Raw genomic sequence first — 24,078 nt, forward strand, 5'->3', positions numbered from 1 at the left:
AAAAACATCCGGAAGGCTTGAATATGCGGTGCCCTTTAACTCGCGAAGACGGGCGCTTACATGACAAGGACATTCATCAGTTGAAGGCCGCTTGCCATGGTCCCCTTTTCCATTCTCGACCTGTCGCCCATCACGCAGGGCAGCACTGTTTCGCAGGCGCTCGACAACTCGCGGCGCCTCGCGCAGGAGGCGGAGCGCGCCGGCTATGAGCGCTTCTGGCTGGCGGAACACCATGGTATGAGCGGCATCGCCAGCGCCGCAACGGCCATCGTGATTTCGCACGTGGCCGCGGGAACGAAAACGATCCGCGTCGGCTCGGGCGGAATCATGCTGCCCAACCATTCGCCCCTCGTCATCGCCGAACAGTTCGGTACGCTTGCCGCTCTCTACCCGGGCCGGATCGATCTCGGTCTCGGTCGCGCGCCAGGCACGGACATGCGCACGGCGGCCGCGCTCCGGCGTCACATGGAGGGCAGCGCCAATGCCTTCCCGAACGACGTCGTGGAACTGCAAGGCCTGCTCGGCACCCCGCAAGAGGGACATGTGATCGCCACGCCCGGTTCTGGCACGAACGTGCCGATCTGGCTTCTCGGATCCAGCCATTACAGCGCCCAGCTTGCCGGCATGCTCGGCCTGCCCTTTGCCTTCGCGTCGCATTTTGCGCCCGACATGCTGTTTTCGGCGCTTGAGATCTACCGCGAGCGCTTCGAACCCTCGGCGATCCTCGACAAGCCCTACGCCATGGTCGGCATCATGGGCGTCGCGGCGGATACCGATGCGGAGGCGCGCCATCTCTTTACCTCGATGCAGCAATCCTTCGTGGCGCTCCGGCGCAATGCGCGCGGGCAGTTCCCGCCGCCGGTCGACAGCATGGACGGTCTGTGGAACGCCTCGGAAAAGGCTTTCGTCGATCATGCGATGAGCTATGCGATCGTCGGCGGACCCGAGACGGTGCGCCGCAAGACGCAGACGTTCCTCGCCGACACGCGCGCCGACGAGCTGATCATCTCCATGCCGATCTTCGACATGGACGCGAGGCTGACGTCGGTGCGCCGCTTCGCCGAGGCGCGTCAGGAGCTTGCGGCCGCAGCCTGACGTGGCTCAGCCGCGCAGGCTGGCGGCCATGCGGCGAAGCTCGCCCGTGGCCGCGCCCGGTGCGCCGGCGTCCAGCCCCTGCCCGACCACCACCCGGCCCCGTCCGAGCGATTTCGCCGTGTAGAGCGCATCGTCCGCGGCGCGAAACGCAGCATCGCAGGTGGTCGCCCTGTCCGTGACATGGCAGAGCCCGAACGAGGCGGCAATCTCGATCCGATGCCCCGGCGGATAGGCGCCCGGCAGGTAGAACGGCGCCGACAGCGCCTCGCCGAGCTTCCGGCAGGCCGCTTCGGCGTCTGCAAGGGTGATGGCCGGCATCAGGATGGCAAATTCGTCGCCGCCGAGGCGGAAGAGCCTGTCCTCCTTTCGCGCATCGGCGCGAAGCCGTGACGCGACCGCGCGCAGGAGATCGTCGCCGACCGCGTGGCCATAGGTGTCGTTGACGCCCTTGAACCCATCGAGATCGAGGCAGGCGACGACAAGCGCGCCCATGGCCGCTTCCTCGTCGTAGACGCTGTCCAGCAAAGCCCGGTTGGCAAGGCCGGTGAGAACGTCATGCGTCGCGGCGTGCGCCATCTGGCGCTCGCGGGCGACCAGCATCTGGGCGGTCGTCTGCGCGATGCGCAAGAGCAGGACGCCCCCCGCCATCAGCACGAAGAAGATCGTCAGAATCAGCGGCATCGCCTGGTAGAGCATGTCGCGCGCCGGCGTCGGCGGACGCCAGGAAAGGACCTGAACCTTGCCGTTCGGACTGACGGCGATCTCTGTACGCGCCCGTTCGGGCGCAACGTCTGTCAAAGGACTGACGCGGGCGTCGTCGAGCAGAAACCGCGTTCCGAAAAAATCCTTCAGGCTGCCGCCGATCGGCATGGCCGTGATCAGCACCGGCGCGCGATCCCCCTTCAGCCGCGCCGTGCCGAAATCCGGCTGGAACAGGCTGGCCGACAGCAGCACGGCCTCCTGTCCGATAACCTCGATCCGACTGGCGGCGATGGGCTTGGGGATGCCCGGACTTTTGGGTGCCGTCTCGCGGCGGCGCACATCGGCAACGAGCATCTTCGCATCCGCGACGATCCGGTCGGCGCCACGGGAAAAGAAAGGCCGGGTGGCGACCGTCTCTTCCGTCCGGGAATAGAGGATGCTGTCGTCCGGATTGAGAACGGCGGTAAAGCGGGTGCGCGACGTTCCGATCAGGGACGCGCCGATGTTGCGGTCCGCCCAGTCAAAGTCGAACGTGGTGTCGAGCTTGGCGATCGCCTCGTCCCAGATGGTCCAGGAGGTCAGCGTGAATTCGATATCGGCGATCCACAAAGCGAGGTTGCGCTTGACCAGCGTCTCCTGCTGAATCCGCGCCTCGCCATCGATCCGGGCCGCGCCGAAATAGGGCACTGTCGCCATGGCGGCGATGAAAAGGGCGACGCCGCCAATGGCGGGTCCCGCGAGTTTCAGGTGAACGAAGCGCAATCCCGGCCCGCTTTCCAATCCAGCATTCAGGTTGGACCCGCACGCAATCCCGCGCGCCGGACGCCCGTGAAGCGTCCGCCGATCCATCGACCGATGCGAAAGAGGCCTCGATCTCGACGAGGCGTCGGCAGCAGCAGACAGGCCGCATGCTGATCGACAGGCGTTACGATAAGGTTAGCGCAGACGCAGCAATACACCGAAAAGCATAGGATAGAGCCGTGATCTGCAACCTGTAATCAGGCCGACAGCTTGGCCATCACCTCGTCGGACACTTCGAAATTGGCGTAGACGTTCTGAACGTCGTCGTCGTCTTCCAGCGTGTCGATCAGCTTCATCAGGGATTCCGCCCGCTCCTCGTCGACCGGAACGCTGTTCTGCGCCTTCCAGATCGCCTTGACGGTCTCGGCTTCGCCGAGCGTCGCCTCGAGCGCCTTGGACACCTCGCCGATATCCTCGAAGCCGCAGATGATCGTGTGGCCATCCTCGTCGCTGGTGACATCCTCGGCACCGGCCTCGATGGCCGCTTCCATGACGGCGTCCGCGGTGCCGACATCCGGCTTGTAGGTGATTTCGCCGACACGGTCGAAGGAGAAGGAGACCGAGCCGGTTTCGCCCAGCGCCCCGCCGGCCTTGGTAAAGGTCGAGCGGACGTTGGAAGCGGTGCGGTTGCGGTTGTCGGTCAGGGCCTCGACGATCACGGCAACGCCGCCCGGGCCGTAGCCTTCGTAGCGGATTTCGTCATAGTTCTCGCTGTCGGCGCCGGACGCCTTCTTGATGGCGCGCTCGATATTGTCGCGCGGCATCGACTGCGCCTTGGCGTTCTGGATAGCGAGGCGCAGGCGGGCATTCATCGAGGGATCGGGAAGGCCGGCCTTGGCCGCGACGGTGATTTCGCGGGCAAGCTTGGAAAACATCTTGGATCGCACGGCGTCCTGGCGGCCCTTGCGATGCATGATGTTCTTGAACTGTGAATGGCCGGCCATGGCGCCCTCTTGGATAAACTCTGCCGATGATGGGATCGGGCCGCCTTATAATTTCATCCGGCCGGTTCGTCCAGCCTGTTGTCCGGCGCAATGTCGCCGGTCTCCTCACAACCCCTGGAGAAGCAGGATCAGCGGCTTTTTCGGCAAGGTTGCGAGAGACACGGTGACCGTAGCGCTGCCGGCCGTCGCCCGGTCGAAACCGGGGTCGAAGAGGCCGAGGAAGCTTTCGACCGGCGGCCCGCGCCGATGCATCGGAAGGATCAGCGCCGAGCGCAGCCGGCTGACGACACGCACCATGCTCTCCGCCCCCATGGTCAGCCCGCCATCCACCGGCACCATCACGACGTCGAGCCGGCCGATCTCGGCATAATCCGTCTCGGAGAGTTCGTGGTGGAGATGGCCGAGATGACCGATGCAGAGTCCCGCAACCTCGAAGATGAAGATCGAGTTGCCGTCCGGCTCCATGGCGCCGCCATAGCCGGCACGGATATCAGTCGGCACGTTGCGGATATAGGCGTCGCCGACGACGAGATCGTGATCGGCCGCACGGCCGTTGTCGCCCCAGCCGTGCAGCACATGGGCGATCTCGGGTCCCGGCGTCAGCGTGTAGTGGGTGGAATGCGCCTTGTTCATCGTCGCCACCTGGGGTGGCCGCGCCGGGCGGTGAAACCCGGAATAATCGGTCGCGATCGTCACGCCCTCCGGCGTTTCCAAGAGAAAGGTGGAGTGCCCCAGAAAGGTGATGGCGACATTTGGATCGCGCGCAGCCGCCGGCTGCAGGTCGGGGACAAAGCCGCCGGCGCTCGCCAGCTGGACAAAACCGGCGTCCGGCAGGGTCTGCGCGATGGCCTGGCACTGGCTGACCGCCGGCCGTTGCTGGGCGAAAGCGGGGGTCTGCGGACAGGCGGCGAACATGACCGCGAGCGCACACGAGGCAAGAACGGCAGATCGCAGCATGAGAAACCCCTGACCCTGTTTCAGCCCGGTTCGGCGACAGGGTCAGGATATGCGCCGGCGGCGCGCGGTAAAGAGGCGGCGCGTCACAATCACGTCATTGCCGGGAGGCGGATCTCGTCGACGATCCTCGGTGCGTATCACCTGCTCCAGAGGAACGACGGCAAACCACCCTCACGCCCAGAATGCCGGCACGGTCTCCGAAAGGCGCGGGCCGATGCGCAAGGGGGCGATGGCTTCGGCAAGGCCGGTGCGGTCGGAGATCTCGACGCCGACGCCGCACAGGGTCGCAGGACCGGACGCCGCCTCGAAGCGGCCCTTGGGCATCTTGGAGATGAAGCGGTTCAGCGGCTCCTCCTTTTCCATGCCGAGGGAGGAGTCGTAGTCGCCGCACATTCCGGCATCCGACAGATAGGCGGTTCCGCCATTGAGGATCTGATGGTCGGCGGTGGGAACGTGCGTGTGGGTGCCGACGACGAAGCTGGCACGGCCATCGACGAAATGGCCGAAACACTGCTTCTCGCTGGTCGCCTCGGCATGGAAGTCGAAGACGATCGCATCCGCCTGCTCCTTCAGCGGGCAGGCGGCCAAAATGGCCTCGGCCGACTTGAAGGGGTCGTCGAGCTCGGGATGCATGAAGACGCGGCCCATGATGTTGGCGACGAGCACGCGCGCGCCATTGCGGGCGAAATAGAGCCCGGAACCGCGTCCGGGCGTCCCTTGCGGATAATTGGCCGGCCGCAGGAACTGATCGTGTCGCTGACAGAAGGTCACCGCCTCTTTCTGGTCCCAGACATGATTGCCGGTGGTGACGACGTCGGCCCCGGCATTGATGGTCTCCAGAAAGATGTCCTCGGTGATCCCGAAGCCGCCGGCCGCGTTTTCGCCGTTGACGATGACGAAATCGAGCTTGAGGTCGGCAACCAGCCCCGGAAGCTTTTCCCAGACGGTCGTCCGGCCCGTCTTGCCCACCATGTCGCCAAGGAACAGAAGTCTCATGTCAGATCGATCTCGCTTACGCTTGCTGCATCTCGACCAGGCCTTCCTCTGTCAGAATGGCATCGAGCGGGATGTCGTGCGGCTCAAAAGGCACTGATGCCACTTCCTGGCAGGCGAAAGCAATCCCGATCAGGCGCGGTCGCTGACCGCGCGCCGCCAGGCGGGCGATCGCACGGTCGTAGTGACCGGCGCCATAGCCGATCCGGTGGCCGCGGCGATCGAACGCCGAGAGCGGCACCAGCATGACATCGGGATCGACCACCGGCGCGGTCTCGTCCGGCCCCGCGGTGCCGAAGCCGCTCTTCACGATCGGCGCACCGGGGCGGAACGCGCGAAAGACGATGGTCTGACGGTCGAGGACGACGGGCAGGCAGAGGCCGGCCCCCGTGGCGCGCAGCCGCTCCATCAGCGGACGGATATCGGGTTCGGAGCGGATCGGCCAGAAGCCTGAAACCATGGCGCCGTCCAGGTTGAACTTGTCCTCAAACGCCGGCGTCGCGACATGGTCGAGCATGGTCGCGGCACCGGCCGCCCGAACCTCCGCAGACAGCGCATCGCGCAGGGCCAGCCGCTCGGCGCGCAAAATCGCCTTCTGGTCTCTCGCCATATGTTCGCTTGCGGTCTGTTCGCTGGATGCCGGCATCATGACCCTCTCCCGTCCGTCATCCGGTTTTGGACCCGGCGCCGAAGGAGATCAAGGTGGAAGGCGCGGACAAGCATCGGACGAGGCACGATGGCGGCCCGTCACCTCTGCGTGACGGCGTGGACATGACGGGAAGGGAGAAAGTGCGATCCACACGACCGATGGATGTTTACGATCCTGGGTGCCTACAAACGTAGGTGGGCGCCATATGCCCAGGCCCACGAGCCTGGACAGGGACAGCTCCCGTTGGATCGAGTATGGCCCCAGGGATTGTGGTTCCTGTCGTGAAGCGCAGACCGCAAGATCGAATATAGAGCGCTTCGCCGCGGCATGCCAGAGGCGATTGTGAAATCGGCCTTCAAGGGGCACTGGCAAGAGACGATGGCAAGACGCGCCGGCAAGAGGCTCTGGCAAAACACGCTGGGGCACGGAGCGCGGCCGGGCCGGCGCAAACCGCAGCTTGCTGGGATATAGCCCGGAATGGGGACGCGGATGTTACCGGGGATGCGCTGGCGGGTGGGCGGGCTGGGCCGGCGGTGCGGGGCGGTTGGCGATGCGGGCGGCCAGCCCCTGGATCTGCGTGGTGACCTCGCCGAGCGCCGTTGCCAGGCCCTCCTCGGCTTCGGCCTGTTGGGCCACCGCGATGTCCCGCGCGCGCTTCAGCCCCTCGACTTCGGTTTCCAGCGCCTTGAGCCGGCGATCGACTTCGGAAAGTTCGTCGGTCACCATGATGGCGGCCATCACCGTTAGTCGGAGATCACCGATTTCGCCGAACTGGCTCTTGAGATGACTGACATACTGGTCGAAGCGCGCGGCGAGATCGGTCAGGTGATCCTCCTGCCCCTCTTCGCAGGCCATGCGATAGGCCTTGCCGTCGATCGTCACGGTGACTTGCGCCATTGGCTAACTCCCGGCCCGAGGCCCGTTGACGGATGGCATGGGGATTGTCGGCGTGTTCGCAGGCCGCATCATCGATCGAGAACCGCGCGGATCGTTTCCATCGCGGTCACCAGACGGCGCGAAACCTCCCGGTTGACCTCTTCGAGGCGATTGGCCCGAAACTGGGACTGGTCGAGTTCCTGCGCGAGCCGCGCCCTGTCGGTATTGACGCGGCGAACCTCGCCTTCGATCTCCACCCGGTCGCGTTCGCGGTCCAGCCGGCCGTCGATCACGCTTTCCAGACCGGCCACAGCCCCCTTCAGATCGTCGATCGCTGCCCTGACTGTCTTTCCCACCGCCATCGTGTCTGCTTCCAATCCATGGCCGGGGCACCGAATCGGCAAGCTGCGCCCTCGTCAAAGCCAATCGCATTATTAGACTCAATCCACCGGACGATACAACGCCGCGCTCTCAGCTTCAGGCTGGAAGCTGTGGATCACGCACGATTTTTCGTGCTTCGACAGCCCCCGCACGCCTGCCGTCTTTGTTGACTCCACCGGGCGAGGTGCTATGTCTCACCCGCTTCCGATGCGGTCTTTGGAGGATAGAGACCGTTCCCTGATCATCAAGCTTAAGCGGAACAGTCATGATCTCGAATGAACAACACGACCGGATGGCGAATGCGATCCGTTTTCTGGCCATGGATGCGGTGGAGAAGGCCAATTCCGGCCACCCCGGCCTTCCCATGGGAGCGGCCGACATCGCGACCGTCCTTTTCACCAAATACCTGAAGTTCGACCCGAAAACCCCGCACTGGCCCGACCGCGACCGTTTCGTCCTGTCGGCCGGCCACGGCTCGATGCTGCTCTATGCCCTGCTCTATCTCACGGGCTACCCCGACATGACGATCGAGGACATCAAGCAGTTCCGCCAGCTCGGCTCCAAGACCGCCGGACATCCGGAATTCGGTCATGCCACGGGCATCGAGACGACGACCGGCCCGCTTGGCCAGGGCATTGCCAATGCCGTCGGCATGGCGATCGCCGAGCGTAAGCTCGAGCAGGAATTCGGCTCCGACCTGCAGGACCATTACACATACGCGCTCTGCGGTGACGGCTGCCTTATGGAAGGCATCAGTCACGAAGCGATCGCGCTGGCCGGGCACCTGAAGCTGAACAAGCTCGTGCTCTTCTGGGACAACAACTCCATCACCATCGACGGTGCCGTCTCGCTTTCCGACTCGACCGACCAGATCGCCCGCTTCAAGGCGGTGCACTGGAACACGATCGAGGTCGACGGCCACGACCAGAAGGCGATCTCCGACGCCATCGAAGCCGCGCACAAGTCCGACCGTCCGACCTTCATCGCCTGCAAGACCGTCATCGGCTTCGGCGCACCGAACAAGGCCGGCACCCACAAGGTTCACGGTTCCCCGCTCGGTGCGGAAGAAATCGCTGCGACCCGCAAGGCCCTGAACTGGGAGTCGGAAGCCTTCGATACGCCGGCCGACGTGCTGGACGCCTGGCGCAGTGCCGGCGAGCGCTCGGTCCAGGCCCGCAAGGCCTGGGAAGCACGCCTGTCGTCCGCCGACGAAACGAAGAAGGCCGAGTTCACCCGCCGCTTCGCGGGCCAGCTGCCGGCCGGCTTCGACAAGGCCATCGACGACTACAAAAAGAAGCTCGCCGAGAAGCCCCCGACGATTGCAACCCGCAAGGCCTCCGAGGATGCGCTGGAAGTCATCAACGGCTTCCTGCCGGAAACGCTGGGCGGCTCTGCCGACCTGACGCCCTCCAACAACACCAAGACCAGCCAGATGACGTCGATCACCCCGACGGATTTCGGCGGTCGCTACATGCACTGGGGCATCCGCGAACACGGCATGGCTGCGGCCATGAACGGCGTCGCGCTGCATGGCGGCCTGATCCCCTACTCCGGCGGCTTCATGATCTTCTCGGACTATTGCCGTCCGTCGATCCGCCTGGCCGCGCTGATGGGCATCCGCGTCATCCACGTGCTGACGCATGACAGCATCGGCGTTGGCGAAGACGGCCCGACGCACGAGCCGGTCGAGCATATGGCCGCGCTCCGGGCGATCCCCAACCTGTTGATGTTCCGCCCGGCCGATGCCGTGGAAACCGCGGAATGCTGGCAGCTGGCGCTCGAAGACGGCAAGCGGCCTTCCGGCCTGGCGCTGACCCGCCAGAACCTGGCCCCGGCCCGCACCACCTACTCGGCGGAAAATCTCTGCGCCAAGGGTGCCTACGAGCTGATCGCCGCCGACGACGCCAAGGTGTCGATCTTCGCCTCCGGCTCCGAAGTCGAGATCGCCGTCAAGGCGGCCGCCGACCTCAAGGCCAAGGGCATTGCCGCCCGCGTGGTTTCCGTACCGTGCTTCGAGCTCTTCGAAGACCAGCCGGAAGACTACCAGACGGCGGTTATCGGCACGGCACCAGTCAAGATCGCGGCGGAAGCCGCCGTCCGCCAGGGCTGGGATCGCTTCATCGGCTCCGACGGCGCCTTCGTCGGCATGCACTCGTTTGGTGCATCCGGCCCCGCCAAGGAGCTGTTCAAGCATTTCGGCATCACGTCGGACGCGATCGTCGCGGCTGCCGAAGCCAAGCTTTCCTGATCACGTCCCGGAAGGGCATGCGCGAACGTGCATGCCCTCGGACACCCGCCTGAACCAGACACTCATCAAGACACGCCTTCTCAAAGGAGAGAGCCTCCATGACAGTGAAAGTCGCCATCAACGGCTTCGGCCGCATCGGCCGCAACGTGCTCCGCGCCATCGTCGAGTCCGGCCGCACCGACATCGAAGTCGTCGCGATCAACGACCTCGGCCCGGTGGAAACCAATGCGCATCTGCTGCGCTACGACTCGATCCACGGCAAGTTCCCCGCGACCGTCGAAGTCCAGGGTGACTCGATCGTCGTCAACGGCGGCAAGCCGATCAAGGTGACGGCTGTGCGCAACCCGGCCGAACTGCCGCACAAGGATCTCGGCGTCGATATCGCGCTCGAGTGCACCGGCATCTTCACCGCACGTGACAAGGCCGCTGCCCACCTGCAGGCCGGCGCAAAGAGCGTCATCATCTCAGCGCCTGCCGATGGTGCCGACCTGACCGTCGTCTACGGCGTCAACCACGACCAGCTGACCAAGGAACACACGGTCATCTCCAACGCGTCGTGCACCACCAACTGCCTCGTGCCGGTGGTCAAGGTTCTGAACGACGCGATCGGCATCGATCACGGCTTCATGACCACGATCCACTCCTACACGGGCGACCAGCCGACGCTCGACACCATGCACAAGGACCTGTACCGCGCCCGCGCCGCAGCCCTGTCCATGATCCCGACCTCGACCGGCGCCGCAAAGGCCGTCGGCCTCGTGCTGCCGGAGCTGAAGGGCAAGCTGGACGGCACGTCCATCCGCGTCCCCACGCCGAACGTCTCGGTCGTCGACTTCAAGTTCGTCGCCAAGCGCGACACGAGCGTTGCCGAAATCAACGACGCCATCAAGGCCGCCTCCAACGGCGCGCTCAAGGGCATTCTCGGCTACACCGAGGAGCCGCTGGTCTCGCGCGACTTCAACCATGACAGCCATTCCTCGATCTTCGCCATCGACCAGACCAAGGTTCTGGAGGGCAATTTCGTCCGCATCCTGTCCTGGTACGACAATGAATGGGGCTTCTCCAACCGCATGTGCGACACGGCCGTCGCCATGGGCAAGCTGCTCTAAGACGACCAAGAGCCCCGGGCGCCTCAGGCGGCCCGGGGCTTTTTCCATCTGCGCTTGTCGTGACCGCGCCTGTCGCCACGGCTCTTCGCCGTGACCCCGCATGATGACCCTGTCGCCATGACCGCCGGTCCGGCACGCATGCCGCCTGCACCGCCACCCGCCTGCACCGCCACCCGCTTGGACCGCCACGACGAGGAAGGCAAGGATCTCCCGATGTTTCGCCCGCTGCAGCCAACGACCGTGCGCTGGCGTCCGCTTGACGGCGAAGGCCTGGAGCATGTGACGCTGATGCCGCGCGCCGGGCCCGAGCCCGGTATCCGGATCACCTCCGTCGTCATCGGCGCACGTGCGGGCACCCCGTACGGCGTCCGTTACACGATCGACTGCGACCCGCACTGGACGACGACGGCGCTCTCGCTTTCGACCACGACCGGCATCCACTTTTCGCTCGTCTCGGATGGCCTTGGCCACTGGCAGGACGGCGACGGACAGGCCCTGCCGGCCTTCGACGGCTGCATCGATGTCGATCTCGCCGGCACGCCCGTCACCAACACGCTGCCGATCCGAAGGCTCGCGCTGCGCCCCGAGGACGGCACCCGCAGCCTCGACATGCTCTACATCCCCTTCGACACGTTCGAGCCCCTGCGCGACGGCCAGCATTATACCTGCCTGGCAGAGGACCGGCTCTATCGCTACGAGGCTGCCGACCGCAGCTTTACGGCCGATCTTCCGGTCGACGCGGACGGCCTCGTTCTCGATTACCCCACGCTTTTCATCCGTACCTGACCCGATCAGACGCAACTGGAGACGACCTATGACCTTCAAGACCCTCGACGACCTGACCGACATCGCCGGCAAGCGCGTGCTCGTGCGCGTCGACCTGAACGTGCCGACGAAGGACGGACAGGTGACGGACGCGACCCGCATCGAGCGCGTCGTTCCGACGATCCGCGAACTGTCCGAAAAGGGCGCCAAGGTCATCCTGCTCGCCCATTTCGGCCGCCCCAAGGGCGAACCGGTCGCGGACATGTCGCTGAAGCCGATCGCCGCGGCGGTCGAGGACATCATCGACCAGCGCGTCCATTTCGCAACCGATTGCATTGGCGAGACGGCGGCAGCCGCCGTGGCCGGCCTCGGAAACGGCGACATCCTGCTGCTTGAAAACACCCGTTTCCACAAAGGCGAGGAAAAGAACGACGCCGAGTTCACCAAGGCGCTTGCCGCCAACGGCGACATCTACGTCAACGACGCCTTCTCCGCCGCGCACCGCGCCCATGCCTCGACCGAAGGCCTGGCGCATCTCCTGCCCGCTTATGCCGGCCGGACGATGCAGGCCGAGCTCGAGGCGCTGGAGGCCGGCCTCGGCAATCCGAAGCGTCCGGTCGTTGCCATTGTCGGCGGCGCCAAGGTGTCCACCAAGATCGACCTGCTGACCAACCTCGTGAAGAAGGTCGATGCCCTGGTCATCGGCGGCGGCATGGCCAATACCTTCCTTGCTGCCCAGGGCATCGACGTCGGCAAGTCGCTCTGCGAGCATGATCTTGCCGACACCGCGCGCAGCATTCTGGCGGAAGCGGAAACCTCGGGCTGCGCCATCGTGCTGCCGGTGGATGGCGTGATAGCCCGCGAGTTCAAGGCCGGCGCCGCCAACGAGGTCGTCGATATCGCCGCGATTCCCGCCGACGCCATGGTTCTCGACGTCGGCGCAAAGTCGATCTCAGCCGTCAACGACTGGGTCAGCAAGGCGGAGACGCTCGTCTGGAACGGCCCGCTCGGCGCCTTCGAGATCGCCCCGTTCGACAAGGCGACGGTCGCCGTGGCCCGGCATGCAGCGTCGCGCACCAAGAGCGGCGCACTGGTTTCGGTCGCCGGCGGCGGCGACACGGTCTCGGCCATGAACCATGCCGGCGTTGCCGACGACCTGACCTATGTGTCGACGGCCGGCGGCGCGTTCCTCGAATGGATGGAAGGCAAGCCGCTTCCGGGCGTGGATGTCCTGCATCAGCAGAAGTAAGGCTTAACGCACAATCAGAGGCGCGGAGGGTTCCCCCCACGCCTCTGATCCTCCGGCGCATCAGCGCTCGTCGTCTCCACGGACTCTGTGGAAATCGCAGACTTTTCAAACGATTAAATTTTTTTCAATCGTTTTAGGTATTTTAAGTCGATTTGCATCGCCTGTTTCATCTGTTATCCGAAGAGCACAAACACGGATCGGAGAGGACGGATCATGACCGAGAGACTGGAAGAGATTGCCGCGGCGATGATGGCAAAGGGCCAGGGTCTCCTGGCTGCCGACGAATCGACCGCAACGATCGGCAAGCGCTTCGATACGATCGGCCTTGCCTCCTCCGAAACCTCGCGCCGCGATTATCGCGAGATGCTGTTCCGCGCTGACGACGCCATGTCGACGCACATCTCCGGCGTCATCCTCTACGAGGAAACCCTGTTTCAGAAGGCGGCCGACGGCACGCCCTTCGTCGATATCATCCGCGCCGCCGGCGCTGTTCCCGGCATCAAGGTCGACACTGGCGCCAAGCCGATGGCGAAGTTTCCGGGCGAAACGATCACTGAAGGCCTCGACGGCCTCGCGGACCGGCTGAAGACCTATTACGACGCCGGCGCCCGTTTCGCCAAATGGCGCGGCGTCATCGCCATTTCCGACACGCTGCCGACCTTCGGCGCTGTGAAGGCCAATGCCCAGGCGCTCGCCCGTTACGCCGCTCTCTGCCAGGAAGCGGGAATCGTGCCGATCGTCGAGCCGGAAGTGCTGATGGACGGCGTCCCCGGCGACCACGGGATCGCGCGCTCGGCCGACGTGACCGAGGAAACGCTGCGCATCGTGTTTGCCGAGCTCGCCGACGCCCGCGTCTCGCTCGAGGGCATGATCCTGAAGCCGAGCATGGTGATCGACGGCAGGAAAGCCCGCAAGGCCAGCGTCGAGGAAGTGGCCGAACGCACGGTGGCCGTCCTGAAGCGCACCGTCCCCTCGGCCGTGCCCGGCATCGCCTTCCTGTCCGGCGGCCAGACGACCGAGGAAGCCACCGCACACCTCTCCGCCATGATCGCTGGCTTCGACCTGCCCTGGACCATGACCTTCTCCTATGGCCGTGCGCTGCAGACCGAGGCGTTGAACGCCTGGCAGGGCAAGGCCGAAAACGTGGCGGCCGGCCAGCGCGCCTTTGCCCATCGGGCCCGCATGTGTGGCCTGGCGGCGCTCGGCGGCTGGAAGAAGGATCTGGAAAAGGCGGCCTGACCGCCGTCCGGCAGACGACACCCCACCGGTTTCCGTCCGGAGACCGCAAATGCCTTCTGGGAGGAAGGAGACCTGGCCGCCTCGTGCGGCCGGGTTTTTTTGTGCCGGTCGGAGGGCGGCGCAAATATTGTCATGGTCACAAGTCTGCAATTCCAAAGCCTGCGGCATCCGGGTAGCTCTTCCGGCAGCATCACCGGAGTGGGCGCCATGACGCAGATCGACTACATCACCCTCGACGTCTTCACCCGGGAACGCTTCCGCGGCAATCCGCTGGCGGTGATCGCCGATGCGCGCGGGCTCGACGCGGAGACGATGCAGGCGATCGCCCGTGAATTCCAGTATTCCGAGATCACCTTCGTGCTGCCGCCGGCGGACGCTGACAACACGGCCGAGGTGCGGATCTTCACGCCGACGATGGAGCTGCCCTTTGCCGGCCACCCGAACGTCGGCACCGCCTTTGCCCTCGCCCGCGCCGGCCATGTCTTCGGCAAGCCCGTGGGCGACAGCCTGCGCTTCGAGGAAACGGCCGGCATCGTCGCGGTCACCGTCGAGCGTGACGCGGATGGCGCGGTCACCGGCGCCAGCATCGAGGCGCCGCAGAGGCTGACGGTCGCAGACGGCCTGCCCGTCGAGACGCTCGGTCCCATGATCGGGCTTGCCCCCTCCGCGATCGCGATCGGCCATCATGCGCCGCTGTTCCTCTCCGTCGCCCTGCCCTTTCTCGTGGCGGAACTGCCCGATCTCGAGACGCTGGGCGCGGCCCGACCGGACATGAGCCTCTTTGCGGCTGCCGAGGCCGGGCTCGATCCGGTCGACGGACGCCTCTCGGTGTTTGTCTATGTGCGCAGCGGCGCGGAGCCGACGCGCCTGCGGGCGCGCATGTTCGCGCCGCTCGACACGATTCCCGAAGACCCGGCAACCGGCAGCGCCTCGGCCGCTCTCGCGGCGTTTCTGGCCCCCGGCATGGTCCCGGGTGCGGAAACGGTGGAGCTGACGATCGTGCAGGGGGTGGAAATGGGCCGGGAGAGCCGGATCCACCTGCGGGTCGCCATGGTGGACTGCCGGGCGGCCAGTGTCCGCATCAGGGGAGACTGCGTGGAGATGATGCGCGGCGCCCTCACCGTGTGACACGCACGGCCGAGACGTTCAGGGCCTGATCAACACCGTCAGCATCATCACGCCGATGGCGGCGACCGCGACCTTCCAGAAATCCCGCCGATAGCGAAGACCCGGCCACCCCAGAGGCTTGACCAGCTGAACCGTCATCAGGGCGAGAAGCAGGAGGGAGAGCGCTTTGGACATCGCCGCGACCATAGAGCAAATCGCGCAGCCAGGCGACGCGCTTTCGCGCCCGCATCCGGCAGGGCAACACCAGGCCGCAACGGACGGAACCCGCAGCACCGCGTCGCGGATGGCATGGCGGGACTGGGGGCGAACATTGTAGGAAATGGCTGCGCAAACCGATTCCGGTTTCGGAAAAACTGCAGTAGGTTCGCGCCCACGTCCGGAACAAGCGGAGTCTCATGACCAGAAACCTCCTCCCCGTCGCGGCCCTTCTCCTTGGAACGCTTTTCCTGTTTCTCGGCAACGGCCTTCACAGCTTGCTCCTGCCGATGCGCGGCACCACGGAGGGCTACTCGGCCACGCTGCTCGGCCTGCTCGGCACGTCCTGGGCAAGCGGCTTCGTGCTCGGTTGCCTGACGGCCCCGACGATCGTGCGCCGCGCGGGGCATGTCCGGGCCTTCAGCATCTTCGCCGCCATTCTCGCGATCGTCGCACTGATGACGGGCATTCATATCGATCCCATCTGGTGGGTTGGACTGCGCGCCTTCACCGGCTTCTGCACCGCCGGCACGTCGATGATCATCGAAAGCTGGCTGAACGAGCGCGCCACCAATGAGAGCCGCGGCGCGATCTTCTCGCTTTACATTGCCATCACCCTCTTCGGCGTGGTCGTGGGCCAGATGCTCGTCCCGTTCGGGGATACCAACACCACCGTCCTCTTCATGGTCTGCGGCATCGTTTACTGCGTGGCCATGCTGCCGACCCTGATGTCGACGGCCGTGTCTCCCCAACCGCTGAAGCAGGTGCGTCTCGACCTCGGGGGCCTCTACCGCAATTCCCCGGTGTCGTTTCTCGGCATTCTCATGATCGGCATCGCCAATGGCGCCTACGGCACGCTTGCCGCTGTCTTCGGCCGGCAGGCGGGCCTGCCGAATGCGGATGTGGCCTTGATGGTCAGCACGGTGATCTTTCTCGGCGCCATCATGCAGTTTCCGGCCGGTCGCCTCTCCGACCGCATGGACCGCCGCTTCGTGCTGGCCGGCATCGCCGCCGTCGCCGCGCTGGCCGGGATCCTGATCTTCCTGTTCGAGCCGGCCGGCAAGGTGTCCCTGCTGATCATGGTGGGCCTCTACGGCGCAATGTCGAATGCGCTCTATCCGATTGCCGTTTCCCACGCGAACGACTTCGCCGCGCCGGAAGATTTCGTGAAGGTCTCGGGCGGCCTTTTGCTGCTCTACGGCATCGGCACGATCATCGGTCCGACGGTCGGCGGCCCGGTGATGACGATGATGGGCCCCTATGCGCTCTTCATGATCACCGCCTGCGCCCACGTCATCGTGGCGGGCTATGCCCTCTTCCGCAGCCGCATGCGGGCCGCGGTGCCGGTCTCCGAACGCGACCCCTTCCCGGCGACCATGTCGAACGGACCGCTGATGGCAACGCCGGAGAGCCTGCAGATGTCGCCCCGCGCCGCCCAGGCCGCCGCTGCCGATCCCGCGTCCGAGCCGACGTCGGGTGAGGCTGCGCAGGACCCCCTCGACGACGCGCCGCGGACGCTCTGATGCGGCCGGCGCGGTCGACGGGCCATCCGCGCCCCGCCATGGGTGCAGAGATGAAGAAAGGCTTAACGACGCAACGATTGTTGCGGATCAGGACGGAAAGAACACCGGATTAACCGTCTGTTAGGCATTTCGGTTTATACATCATGACATCCAGTTCGCTCTGGACTCAGACATTTCACCCCAGGGCGAATGGTCTGATTTTCTCCCTGTTTTACCTTGAGAGCCGCTTCGCGCGGCTCTTTTTTTTGCCTTAATTCTGCCGTCACCGCAGCGCATTCATCAAATTGTGGATGTTAACCCTTTCTTAAGAATAGACTTGCGCGTTTTACGCTATGGGATCATTCTTGGTCTCAAGAAGAACGGCGTTAGAAACTTTTTATCGATCCGCCCGTTACCTGACCGAGCCAAGCGTCCAACCAGGGAATGAACCATGTCCGAACGCGGATTGAACACCGTCAGTTTTGCAGGCCATGCCGCAGCATCCGCTCAGTTCAAGGCGCTCTACGCTGAGGGCATGGGACTGGTCGAGGAAACGGCGAGCTACCTGGATGGCCACGGCCGCGCAGCCTCGAAGGTTCTGCCGCGCATGGCATCGGTTCTCTATGCAGCCGAGTCGATGCGCCTGACGACGCGCCTGATGCAGATGGCCTCGTGGCTGCTTCTTCAGCGCGCCGTCAACAATGGCGAAATGACCCGCGATCAGGTTCTGTCCGAAAAGAACAAGGTCCGTCTCGACAGCTTCAACGTCGACCGCACCGCGCCCGGCTGGTCCGACCTTCCCGAAGGCTTCCGCGATCTGATCGACCGTTCGCTGCGCCTGCAGAATCGCGTCGCCCTTCTCGACCGCGAAATCTACCGTCCTCAGGAAGCCGGCAGTTTCGTACCCGACAATCAGAACGGCGTAAAAGCCCAGCTGAACCTCTTGCAGACGGCGTTCGGCGCGAACTGACGCCAACCCCGATATCGATATGAAACGAGCCCGGCATGCCGGGCTTTTTCGTGTCCGGGGTCTGGTTTGATCGTGGTCGGCATCGAGCCCGTGGCTGCGCTTCCTCCGCCTGCCGCCACCGTCCTTCGTCTGCGGGACGAAGGGAATGCACCGTGCCGCACGACCCTGCCCTGGGCTGCGCGGAGAGGTCCGGCAGGCGGATGAAGGGCGGAACGGCACAGCCCGAGGCAAACCCCGCTCCGACACACCCACTCACACACAGACCGCACCCCTCTCGCCAAACGAAAAAAAGCCCGGCGAACCGGGCTTTTGCTACATATCCATGTCGCCCGCGAAGACCCGCGGCGCGAAAACGGAATCTTAGAGGCCGAGGCCTTCGAAGCGCTTCTTGAACTTGGAAACGCGGCCGCCGCGGTCCATGAGCTGCTGGTTGCCGCCGGTCCAGGCCGGGTGCGACTTGGGGTCGATCTCGAGGTTCATGGTCTGGCCTTCGGAGCCCCAAGTCGAGCGGGTCTCGTACTCGGTGCCGTCGGTCATGACCACCTTGATCATGTGGTAAGCGGGATGGATATCAGCCTTCATAACACTCTTCCTGCAGTTCCCGGGTCCATTTGTCGCAGCCACTTGCGGCTACCGGACCGAACACGATAATGAAGCCGCAGACCGCGTTTCGGCCAACGTCTTTTCAATTGGATGCGGTGCCTATACATGAAGGCCTCGGAGATAACAAGGGCCGACGATGTGGCCGGTTCGATGATCTGACGGCAAGACAGTGATGCGTTCGTCCAGATGCTGGACGCGGGGAGGACAGTGTGGCGATCGAGACTGACAAGGCGGCGGGACGCACGCGAGATGTCCGCCCGCTGACCGCGCTGCTTCCCTATGTGAAGCGCTATCGCGGCCTGGTGACCGGCGCAGCTATCTGTCTCGTCGCCGCCGCGCTCACCACGCTGACCCTGCCGCTTGCCGTGCGCCGCATGATCGACCACGGCTTCACCAAGTCCGACAGCGCCTTCATCAACACCTATTTTGCCATGCTGATGGTGCTCGCGATCGTGCTCGCTCTTGCCAGTGCCGGCCGGTACTTCTTCGTCATCACGCTCGGCGAGCGGGTTGTGGCCGACATGCGCCGCGAGGTGTTCGACCATATCACGCGGCTGTCGCCCGCCTTCTTCGACGTCAACCAGTCCGGCGAGATCGTCTCGCGGCTGACGGCGGATACGACGCAGATCAAGTCTGCCGTCGGTGCCACGGCCTCCGTCGCGCTGCGCAACATGATCCTCTGTCTCGGCGCCATCGCCATGATGGTCTATACCAGCCCCAAGCTTTCCAGCCTCGTGCTGATGGCGATCCCCGTCATCGTCTTTCCGCTCGTCGCTTTCGGCCGCAATGTCCGCCGCCGCTCGCGCGACGCGCAGGACCGGCTGGCCGGCGCGTCCGCCTATGCCAGCGAGGCGATCGGCGCGATCCGCACCGTCCAGGCCTTCAACGGCGAGGCCACGGCCATGGCGCGTTACGGCCGCACGGTGGAGGACGCCTACCTGGCCGCACGCGGCGCAATCACCGCGCGATCGGCGCTGACGGCCTTTGCCATCACCATGATCTTCGGCAGCGTCGTTGCCGTGCTCTGGTTCGGCGCGCAGGACGTCCTGGCCGGCACCATCTCGCCCGGCACGCTTGGCCAGTTCCTGCTCTATTCCGTCTTTGCCGCCGGCAGCCTCGGCGCTCTTTCCGAAGTCTGGGGCGAGCTGTCCCAGGCTGCGGGCGCCGCAGAGCGCCTGAACGAACTCCTGCAGGAGCAGCCCGCGATCACCGAGCCCGCACAGGCCAAGGCGCTGCCGCAGCCGGCTGCGGGTCGCGTGACCTTCGACGCGATCCACTTCGCCTACCCAACGCGCCCGCTGGAAAAGAGCCTCAAAGGTCTGACCTTCGAAGTAGAGCCCGGCCAGACCGTGGCGATCGTCGGACCGTCGGGCGCCGGCAAAAGCACGCTGTTTTCGCTCCTGCTGCGGTTTTACGATCCCGACAGCGGCGCCATTCGCGTCGATGGGGTCGATATCCGCGATCTCGCACCGCACGACCTGCGCGCGCGGCTGGCGATCGTCCCCCAGGATGTCACCATCTTCGCCGCCACCATCCATGAAAACATCGCCTTCGGCACGCCGGGCGCCACCCGGGCGGCGGTGGAAGCCGCGGCCGTCGCGGCGCAGGCCGACATGTTCATCCGCGCGATGCCGGAAGCCTACGACACGCCGGTCGGCGAGCGCGGCATCACCCTGTCGGGCGGCCAGCGCCAGCGGATCGCCCTCGCCCGCGCCATCCTGAAGGATGCTCCGGTGCTGCTGCTCGACGAAGCCACCTCGGCGCTGGACGCCGAAAGCGAGACGCTTGTCCAGACCGCGCTCGACGGGCTGATGCGCAGCCGCACGACGCTCGTCATCGCCCACCGGCTGGCGACGGTGCTGAAAGCCGATCATATCCTCGTGATGGACCAGGGACGCATCGTCGAAGACGGCACCCATGCCTCGCTGGTGCGGCAGGGCGGCCTCTATGCGCGGCTTGCAAGACTGCAGTTCGATCACGGATCGCAGGCGCTGAACGTCGCCAGCCTCTAAGGTCTTGGGCAGTTTTCCACCCATATCCCCTGCGGACGGGTGGAAGATCACCCAACACAGCGCGATGACACCGTAAAAGCCACGTCCACGATCGCGCCTGCGATTGTCTGTCGCGCGTCCCGAATGTCACTCTCCCGTTTCGGCCGGCGCTGCGGAGGTTGCGCGGGTCGCATCTCAGACAGTAACGGGAGGAACGCGATGTCTGTCTTCAAATCCTTTTTGGCTGGAACGCTGCCGGCCTTGGCGCTGGCACTGACGGTCGGCGCCCATGCCGCGCGGGCGCAGACATTTCCCGAGCGCGTCGTCACCATGGTCGTGCCCTTCGCAGCCGGCGGTTCGACGGACGTCGTGGCCCGCATCGTCGCGCAGAAGATGTCGGACGATCTCGGCCAGCAGGTCATCGTCCAGAACGTCGCGGGCGCCGGCGGCAATCTCGGTGCGACCAATGTCGCCCGCGCCGAGGCTGACGGCTACACGATCCTGATGGGCACGGTTGCGACGCACGCACTGAACCCGCTGATCCTCAAGACGAAGCCCTACGACCCGGAGACGGATTTTGCGCCTGTTTCGCTTCTCGTGCTGGTGCCGAACGTGCTCGTCGTCAATCCGGAGCTGCCGGCCAAGACGGTGGCGGAACTGATCGCGCTTCTGAAGGCCGATCCGGACAAATACGCCTATGCCTCGTCCGGCAACGGCACGCCGCTGCATCTCTCAGGCGAACTCTTCAAGAAAATGACCGGCGTCAGCATGCAGCACATCCCCTACAAGGGATCCGGGCCGGCGCTGAACGACGTCATCGGCAATCAGGTGCCGATCATGTTCGACAACCTTCCCTCGTCTTCCGGCCACATCAAGGCCGGCACGCTACGGGCGCTGGGCGTGACGACCGCCGAACGCGCGGCCTCCTTCCCGGACTTGCCGACGATCGCCGAAACCGTGCCGGGATACGAAACCTACACCTGGAATGCGCTGTTTGCACCCGCCGGCACGCCTGCGCCCGTGATCGACCGCCTGAACGCAGCCGCAAAGAAGGCCATGGCAGACCCCGCCGTCGTCGCCCGGATGAAGGACTTCAGCGCCACCATCGTCGCCTCGACGCCGGACGAGCTGAAGGCCCACGTGAAAGCCGAGATCGAGAAATGGACGCCGGTCGTGAAGGACGCGAACGTGACGCTGGACTGAGACATCCTCAAGCCGGGCGGGGCCCCCTCGCCCGGTCGTCACCACCGGATGCCCCCTCTTTGAGGAGATGCGCCGGAGGCACGACCCCGGTCTCATGGGAACCGGCCGAGCAGCCCTGTCCCCTTCTCCCCTCATACCAAGAGAGCGGCAACGCCATTAAGAGAAACGTTGCGCAGCGCCCTCTCGTGTCTGTCACCCGAAAGGGTGCAGCGGTTTCGGGGAACGACACGCATCAGAAGAAGACGCTTTAACGCAGCCCATGGCGTGAGCTCGGGGCGTGACCCGGGGACTGGAAGCCCGGGTCGGAACGCACGTCGCCGGCCCTATTTCTCGGTGAGCTTCAGCTCGATGCGACGGTTCTGGTCGCGGGCTTCCTTGGTGTCGCCCTCGGCGATCGGCTGGAACTCGCCGAAGCCGGCAGCCACCAGCCGCCCGGGCGGCACGCCCTTGGAGATGAGGAACTTGACGACCGAGGTGGCGCGGGCGGAAGAAAGCTCCCAGTTGTCGACATAGCGGCCCGAACCCGACAGCGGCACATTGTCCGTATGGCCGTCGACCCGCAGCACCCAGTCGATCTCGGCGGGAATTTCCTTGGCGAGGTCGAGCAGCGCCATGGCCAGCTTGGCCATTTCCTCCTGCCCCGCGGGATTGAGCTCGTTGCCGCCGGAGGGGAACAGCACCTCCGACTGAAAGACGAAGCGGTCGCCGACGATGCGAATGTTTTCGCGGTCCGACAGAATTTCGCGAAGCCGCCCGAAGAAATCGGACCGGTACCGGTTGAGCTCCTGGACGCGCTGTGCGAGCGCCACGTTGAGACGCCGGCCGAGATCCGCGATCTTCGTCTGGGAGGTCGCATCGCGGGCCTCGGAGGCCTGCAGCGCGCTTTCGATCGCCGCGATCTGGTTGCGCAAGGCGGCGATCTGCTGGTTGAGGAGATCGATCTGGCTCATGGCCCGACCGCTCGCCTGCTGTTCGGCCTCCAGCCGTCCGGTCAGATCGCCAATGCGCTGGTCGGCATCCGCGGAACTGCCGCTGCCCTGATCGAGCAGGGACTGCAGCCGCGAACGTTCGCCTTCCGATGTTGCGAGGGAGGCCTGCAGGTTGGCGAGCGAATCCTCCAGATCCTGCTTTCCGCTCTTTTCCAGGGCTAGAAGCTGGGTCAATTCGTTGATCTGGCTGTTCAGCCGCGTCAGCACCTCGTCCTTGCCGCTGATTTCGCGGCTGAGCAGGAACTGGGCGAGAACGAAGACCGAGAGCAGGAACATGATGGCCAGCAGCAGCGTCGACAAAGCATCGACGAAGCCCGGCCAGTAATCCACGGTGCGCTGGTGGCGACCCCTGCGTCCGAGCGCCATCTCAATCCTGTCCTGTCTCTTCGCTGGCCCGGCGCGGCGTCGGCAGGGTCTTCCTGTCGTTCTCAGACAGGCGCGCGGCCAGCTTGTCCAGCGTGCGGCGCATGGAGCGCGCTTCTTCCTGCTGGGCCTCGATCCAGTCCCGCAGCATCTGCTGCTCGCCGCGCATGTTTTTCACCAGACCCTGTATGCCCTCTGCAAGGCTCGCCATGGCGGCGGTCGTGCGCTGCCCGGTGCCGCCTTCCTGCGCCATGCGGCTCAGTTCCTCGGCCAGATGTCGCAGGTCTTCGGAGCGGCTGCCGGCGCCATCCGAGCGCACGTTCACATCAGAACTGACGTCGGTGACGGACGAGAGCCAGTTTTCGAGCTCGGTATAGAAACGGCTCTGCGCCCGCCCGGCCTGCAGATCGAGAAAGCCGAGCACCAGCGAACTCGAAAGGCCGAACAGCGAGGTGGAGAAGGCAGTGCCCATGCCGGTCAAGGGTGCGGAAAGACCGGTCTTCAGGGCCGAAAGGACATCGTTCGTGCTGCCGCTGCCCGCATCCAGCGACTGGATGACGGTGTTGATCGAACCGATGGTGCCGAGCAGGCCCCAGAAGGTGCCGAGCAGGCCAAGGAAAACGAGAAGCCCGATGAGATAGCGCGACGTGTCGCGTGATTCGTCCAGCCGGGTCGCGATGCTGTCGAGGATCGACCGGAGCGCGGCGGTGGAAATCGCCATCGAGTGGCGCTTGCCGATCAGCGCCCGCATCGGCGCGAGCAGCACCGGATCGCGGCCGACCTTGTCGGCGCTGCCCGCGGCGCGGAAGCTGTTGAACCAGCGAACCTCCGGGCGCAGCGCAAGGACATGGGTGAAGACGAGGAGAATGCCGATCAGCAGAACGCTGAGGATGAGCCCGTTGAGCCCCGGATTGCTGAGAAAGGCCGTCTGGGCCTGCCGGAACAGGATGGCGCCGACGAAGCCGACGATGATCAGGAAGATCACCATGGTCCAGAAGAACACCATGGGGCTCGTCAGCTTGTTCGGATTGTAGTCCTCGCCCTGCTCCGCATCCCAGCCAGACAATGTCAGTTTCGCCATGCCGCTTCTCTCGATTCCCAGCCGGCCGCCCGGTCATCTATCGGC

The 24,078-nt window shown here is 65.0% G+C and carries 22 protein-coding genes and 1 other RNA gene; 11 read left to right on the forward strand and 12 right to left on the reverse strand.

The window, feature by feature from the left end:
* Positions 1 to 96 precede the first annotated feature (96 nt).
* Positions 97 to 1,095 carry an LLM class flavin-dependent oxidoreductase gene (locus tag ASG25_RS14550; protein ID WP_062475118.1) on the forward strand — a complete coding sequence of 333 codons (999 nt, stop codon included), beginning with the start codon at positions 97 to 99 and terminating at the stop codon, positions 1,093 to 1,095.
* Between the two features lie 6 nt (positions 1,096 to 1,101).
* On the opposite strand, the gene ASG25_RS14555 is transcribed toward ASG25_RS14550, so the two are convergent.
* The 8 genes from ASG25_RS14555 to ASG25_RS14590 form a co-directional block, all read right to left on the reverse strand.
* Positions 1,102 to 2,559: a diguanylate cyclase gene (locus ASG25_RS14555; protein WP_062475120.1), complete on the reverse strand. Its 1,458-nt coding sequence runs from the start codon at positions 2,557 to 2,559 to the stop codon at positions 1,102 to 1,104.
* 236 nt (positions 2,560 to 2,795) lie between these two features.
* Positions 2,796 to 3,542 (reverse strand): YebC/PmpR family DNA-binding transcriptional regulator, encoded by a 747-nt coding sequence (locus ASG25_RS14560; protein ID WP_062475123.1) that lies wholly within the window; start codon positions 3,540 to 3,542, stop codon positions 2,796 to 2,798.
* 105 nt (positions 3,543 to 3,647) lie between these two features.
* Complete coding sequence (locus ASG25_RS14565; RefSeq protein WP_082480249.1) at positions 3,648 to 4,457, reverse strand: MBL fold metallo-hydrolase; 810 nt, start codon at positions 4,455 to 4,457, stop codon at positions 3,648 to 3,650.
* A 213-nt stretch (positions 4,458 to 4,670) separates the two neighbouring features.
* The gene (locus ASG25_RS14570) at positions 4,671 to 5,495 is read right to left on the reverse strand and encodes a TIGR00282 family metallophosphoesterase (RefSeq protein ID WP_062475128.1); all 825 of its coding nucleotides are present in this window, start codon (positions 5,493 to 5,495) and stop codon (positions 4,671 to 4,673) included.
* A 16-nt stretch (positions 5,496 to 5,511) separates the two neighbouring features.
* On the reverse strand, positions 5,512 to 6,138 hold the full coding sequence (locus tag ASG25_RS14575) for a 5-formyltetrahydrofolate cyclo-ligase (RefSeq protein ID WP_082480252.1): 627 nt from the start codon (positions 6,136 to 6,138) through the stop codon (positions 5,512 to 5,514).
* A gap of 143 nt (positions 6,139 to 6,281) precedes the next feature.
* Positions 6,282 to 6,439, reverse strand: a non-coding RNA gene (gene ssrS, locus ASG25_RS14580) — 6S RNA.
* A 194-nt stretch (positions 6,440 to 6,633) separates the two neighbouring features.
* Positions 6,634 to 7,038, reverse strand: a complete 405-nt coding sequence (locus ASG25_RS14585) for a cell division protein ZapA (protein WP_062475131.1) — start codon at positions 7,036 to 7,038, stop codon at positions 6,634 to 6,636.
* Positions 7,039 to 7,106: 68 nt separating this feature from the next.
* Positions 7,107 to 7,379 carry a DUF4164 domain-containing protein gene (locus tag ASG25_RS14590; RefSeq protein WP_062475134.1) on the reverse strand — a complete coding sequence of 91 codons (273 nt, stop codon included), beginning with the start codon at positions 7,377 to 7,379 and terminating at the stop codon, positions 7,107 to 7,109.
* Between the two features lie 284 nt (positions 7,380 to 7,663).
* On the opposite strand from ASG25_RS14590, the gene tkt reads away from it, so the two are divergent.
* The 6 genes from tkt to ASG25_RS14620 all read left to right on the forward strand — a co-directional run bounded on the left by tkt (position 7,664) and on the right by ASG25_RS14620 (position 15,136).
* Entirely contained in the window at positions 7,664 to 9,646 is a 1,983-nt protein-coding gene (tkt, locus tag ASG25_RS14595; protein WP_062475137.1) for a transketolase, read from the forward strand.
* 98 nt (positions 9,647 to 9,744) lie between these two features.
* Complete coding sequence (gene gap, locus ASG25_RS14600; protein WP_062475140.1) at positions 9,745 to 10,755, forward strand: type I glyceraldehyde-3-phosphate dehydrogenase; 1,011 nt, start codon at positions 9,745 to 9,747, stop codon at positions 10,753 to 10,755.
* Positions 10,756 to 10,968: 213 nt separating this feature from the next.
* Positions 10,969 to 11,541 carry a putative glycolipid-binding domain-containing protein gene (locus tag ASG25_RS14605; protein ID WP_062475782.1) on the forward strand — a complete coding sequence of 191 codons (573 nt, stop codon included), beginning with the start codon at positions 10,969 to 10,971 and terminating at the stop codon, positions 11,539 to 11,541.
* Positions 11,542 to 11,569: 28 nt separating this feature from the next.
* Entirely contained in the window at positions 11,570 to 12,769 is a 1,200-nt protein-coding gene (locus tag ASG25_RS14610; RefSeq protein ID WP_062475143.1) for a phosphoglycerate kinase, read from the forward strand.
* A 213-nt stretch (positions 12,770 to 12,982) separates the two neighbouring features.
* The gene (locus tag ASG25_RS14615; RefSeq protein ID WP_062475146.1) at positions 12,983 to 14,008 is read left to right on the forward strand and encodes a class I fructose-bisphosphate aldolase; all 1,026 of its coding nucleotides are present in this window, start codon (positions 12,983 to 12,985) and stop codon (positions 14,006 to 14,008) included.
* A gap of 207 nt (positions 14,009 to 14,215) precedes the next feature.
* On the forward strand, positions 14,216 to 15,136 hold the full coding sequence (locus ASG25_RS14620; protein WP_062475149.1) for a PhzF family phenazine biosynthesis protein: 921 nt from the start codon (positions 14,216 to 14,218) through the stop codon (positions 15,134 to 15,136).
* Positions 15,137 to 15,154: 18 nt separating this feature from the next.
* On the opposite strand, the gene ASG25_RS23155 is transcribed toward ASG25_RS14620, so the two are convergent.
* A complete protein-coding gene (locus ASG25_RS23155; RefSeq protein ID WP_156379863.1) occupies positions 15,155 to 15,310 on the reverse strand; it encodes a hypothetical protein in 156 nt (51 codons plus the stop codon).
* Between the two features lie 221 nt (positions 15,311 to 15,531).
* On the opposite strand from ASG25_RS23155, the gene ASG25_RS14625 reads away from it, so the two are divergent.
* Entirely contained in the window at positions 15,532 to 16,854 is a 1,323-nt protein-coding gene (locus ASG25_RS14625) for an MFS transporter (protein ID WP_062475152.1), read from the forward strand.
* 430 nt (positions 16,855 to 17,284) lie between these two features.
* Positions 17,285 to 17,803 carry a DUF1465 family protein gene (locus ASG25_RS14630; protein ID WP_062475155.1) on the forward strand — a complete coding sequence of 173 codons (519 nt, stop codon included), beginning with the start codon at positions 17,285 to 17,287 and terminating at the stop codon, positions 17,801 to 17,803.
* 360 nt (positions 17,804 to 18,163) lie between these two features.
* On the opposite strand, the gene rpmE is transcribed toward ASG25_RS14630, so the two are convergent.
* On the reverse strand, positions 18,164 to 18,385 hold the full coding sequence (gene rpmE, locus ASG25_RS14635; RefSeq protein WP_018327882.1) for a 50S ribosomal protein L31: 222 nt from the start codon (positions 18,383 to 18,385) through the stop codon (positions 18,164 to 18,166).
* A 236-nt stretch (positions 18,386 to 18,621) separates the two neighbouring features.
* On the opposite strand from rpmE, the gene ASG25_RS14640 reads away from it, so the two are divergent.
* Both ASG25_RS14640 and ASG25_RS14645 read left to right on the forward strand, forming a co-directional pair.
* Positions 18,622 to 20,418, forward strand: coding sequence for an ABC transporter transmembrane domain-containing protein (locus ASG25_RS14640; RefSeq protein WP_082480254.1), 1,797 nt, complete (start codon positions 18,622 to 18,624; stop codon positions 20,416 to 20,418).
* A gap of 198 nt (positions 20,419 to 20,616) precedes the next feature.
* The gene (locus tag ASG25_RS14645; protein WP_062475159.1) at positions 20,617 to 21,600 is read left to right on the forward strand and encodes a tripartite tricarboxylate transporter substrate binding protein; all 984 of its coding nucleotides are present in this window, start codon (positions 20,617 to 20,619) and stop codon (positions 21,598 to 21,600) included.
* Positions 21,601 to 21,923: 323 nt separating this feature from the next.
* On the opposite strand, the gene ASG25_RS14650 is transcribed toward ASG25_RS14645, so the two are convergent.
* Both ASG25_RS14650 and ASG25_RS14655 read right to left on the reverse strand, forming a co-directional pair.
* Positions 21,924 to 22,955 carry a peptidoglycan -binding protein gene (locus tag ASG25_RS14650; RefSeq protein WP_062475162.1) on the reverse strand — a complete coding sequence of 344 codons (1,032 nt, stop codon included), beginning with the start codon at positions 22,953 to 22,955 and terminating at the stop codon, positions 21,924 to 21,926.
* 1 nt (position 22,956) lies between these two features.
* Positions 22,957 to 24,033, reverse strand: coding sequence for a MotA/TolQ/ExbB proton channel family protein (locus tag ASG25_RS14655; RefSeq protein ID WP_062475165.1), 1,077 nt, complete (start codon positions 24,031 to 24,033; stop codon positions 22,957 to 22,959).
* Positions 24,034 to 24,078 lie beyond the last annotated feature (45 nt).

Origin of the sequence: Rhizobium sp. Leaf384, from assembly GCF_001424065.1 — a bacterium.
Lineage (GTDB): Bacteria > Pseudomonadota > Alphaproteobacteria > Rhizobiales > Rhizobiaceae > Ferranicluibacter.

Coding starts and splice junctions, on each gene's coding strand:
- ASG25_RS14630 (WP_062475155.1), top strand. CDS start 17,285: ATGTCCGAACGCGGATTGAACACCGTCAGTTTTGCAGGCCATGCCGCA.
- ASG25_RS14655 (WP_062475165.1), bottom strand. CDS start 24,033: ATGGCGAAACTGACATTGTCTGGCTGGGATGCGGAGCAGGGCGAGGAC.
- ASG25_RS14620 (WP_062475149.1), top strand. CDS start 14,216: ATGACGCAGATCGACTACATCACCCTCGACGTCTTCACCCGGGAACGC.
- ASG25_RS14615 (WP_062475146.1), top strand. CDS start 12,983: ATGACCGAGAGACTGGAAGAGATTGCCGCGGCGATGATGGCAAAGGGC.
- ASG25_RS14560 (WP_062475123.1), bottom strand. CDS start 3,542: ATGGCCGGCCATTCACAGTTCAAGAACATCATGCATCGCAAGGGCCGC.
- ASG25_RS14585 (WP_062475131.1), bottom strand. CDS start 7,038: ATGGCGCAAGTCACCGTGACGATCGACGGCAAGGCCTATCGCATGGCC.
- ASG25_RS14565 (WP_082480249.1), bottom strand. CDS start 4,457: ATGTTCGCCGCCTGTCCGCAGACCCCCGCTTTCGCCCAGCAACGGCCG.
- ASG25_RS14610 (WP_062475143.1), top strand. CDS start 11,570: ATGACCTTCAAGACCCTCGACGACCTGACCGACATCGCCGGCAAGCGC.
- ASG25_RS14650 (WP_062475162.1), bottom strand. CDS start 22,955: ATGGCGCTCGGACGCAGGGGTCGCCACCAGCGCACCGTGGATTACTGG.
- ASG25_RS14570 (WP_062475128.1), bottom strand. CDS start 5,495: ATGAGACTTCTGTTCCTTGGCGACATGGTGGGCAAGACGGGCCGGACG.
- ASG25_RS23155 (WP_156379863.1), bottom strand. CDS start 15,310: ATGTCCAAAGCGCTCTCCCTCCTGCTTCTCGCCCTGATGACGGTTCAG.
- ASG25_RS14625 (WP_062475152.1), top strand. CDS start 15,532: ATGACCAGAAACCTCCTCCCCGTCGCGGCCCTTCTCCTTGGAACGCTT.
- ASG25_RS14645 (WP_062475159.1), top strand. CDS start 20,617: ATGTCTGTCTTCAAATCCTTTTTGGCTGGAACGCTGCCGGCCTTGGCG.
- ASG25_RS14605 (WP_062475782.1), top strand. CDS start 10,969: ATGTTTCGCCCGCTGCAGCCAACGACCGTGCGCTGGCGTCCGCTTGAC.
- ASG25_RS14590 (WP_062475134.1), bottom strand. CDS start 7,379: ATGGCGGTGGGAAAGACAGTCAGGGCAGCGATCGACGATCTGAAGGGG.
- ASG25_RS14550 (WP_062475118.1), top strand. CDS start 97: ATGGTCCCCTTTTCCATTCTCGACCTGTCGCCCATCACGCAGGGCAGC.
- ASG25_RS14575 (WP_082480252.1), bottom strand. CDS start 6,138: ATGCCGGCATCCAGCGAACAGACCGCAAGCGAACATATGGCGAGAGAC.
- rpmE (WP_018327882.1), bottom strand. CDS start 18,385: ATGAAGGCTGATATCCATCCCGCTTACCACATGATCAAGGTGGTCATG.
- gap (WP_062475140.1), top strand. CDS start 9,745: ATGACAGTGAAAGTCGCCATCAACGGCTTCGGCCGCATCGGCCGCAAC.
- tkt (WP_062475137.1), top strand. CDS start 7,664: ATGATCTCGAATGAACAACACGACCGGATGGCGAATGCGATCCGTTTT.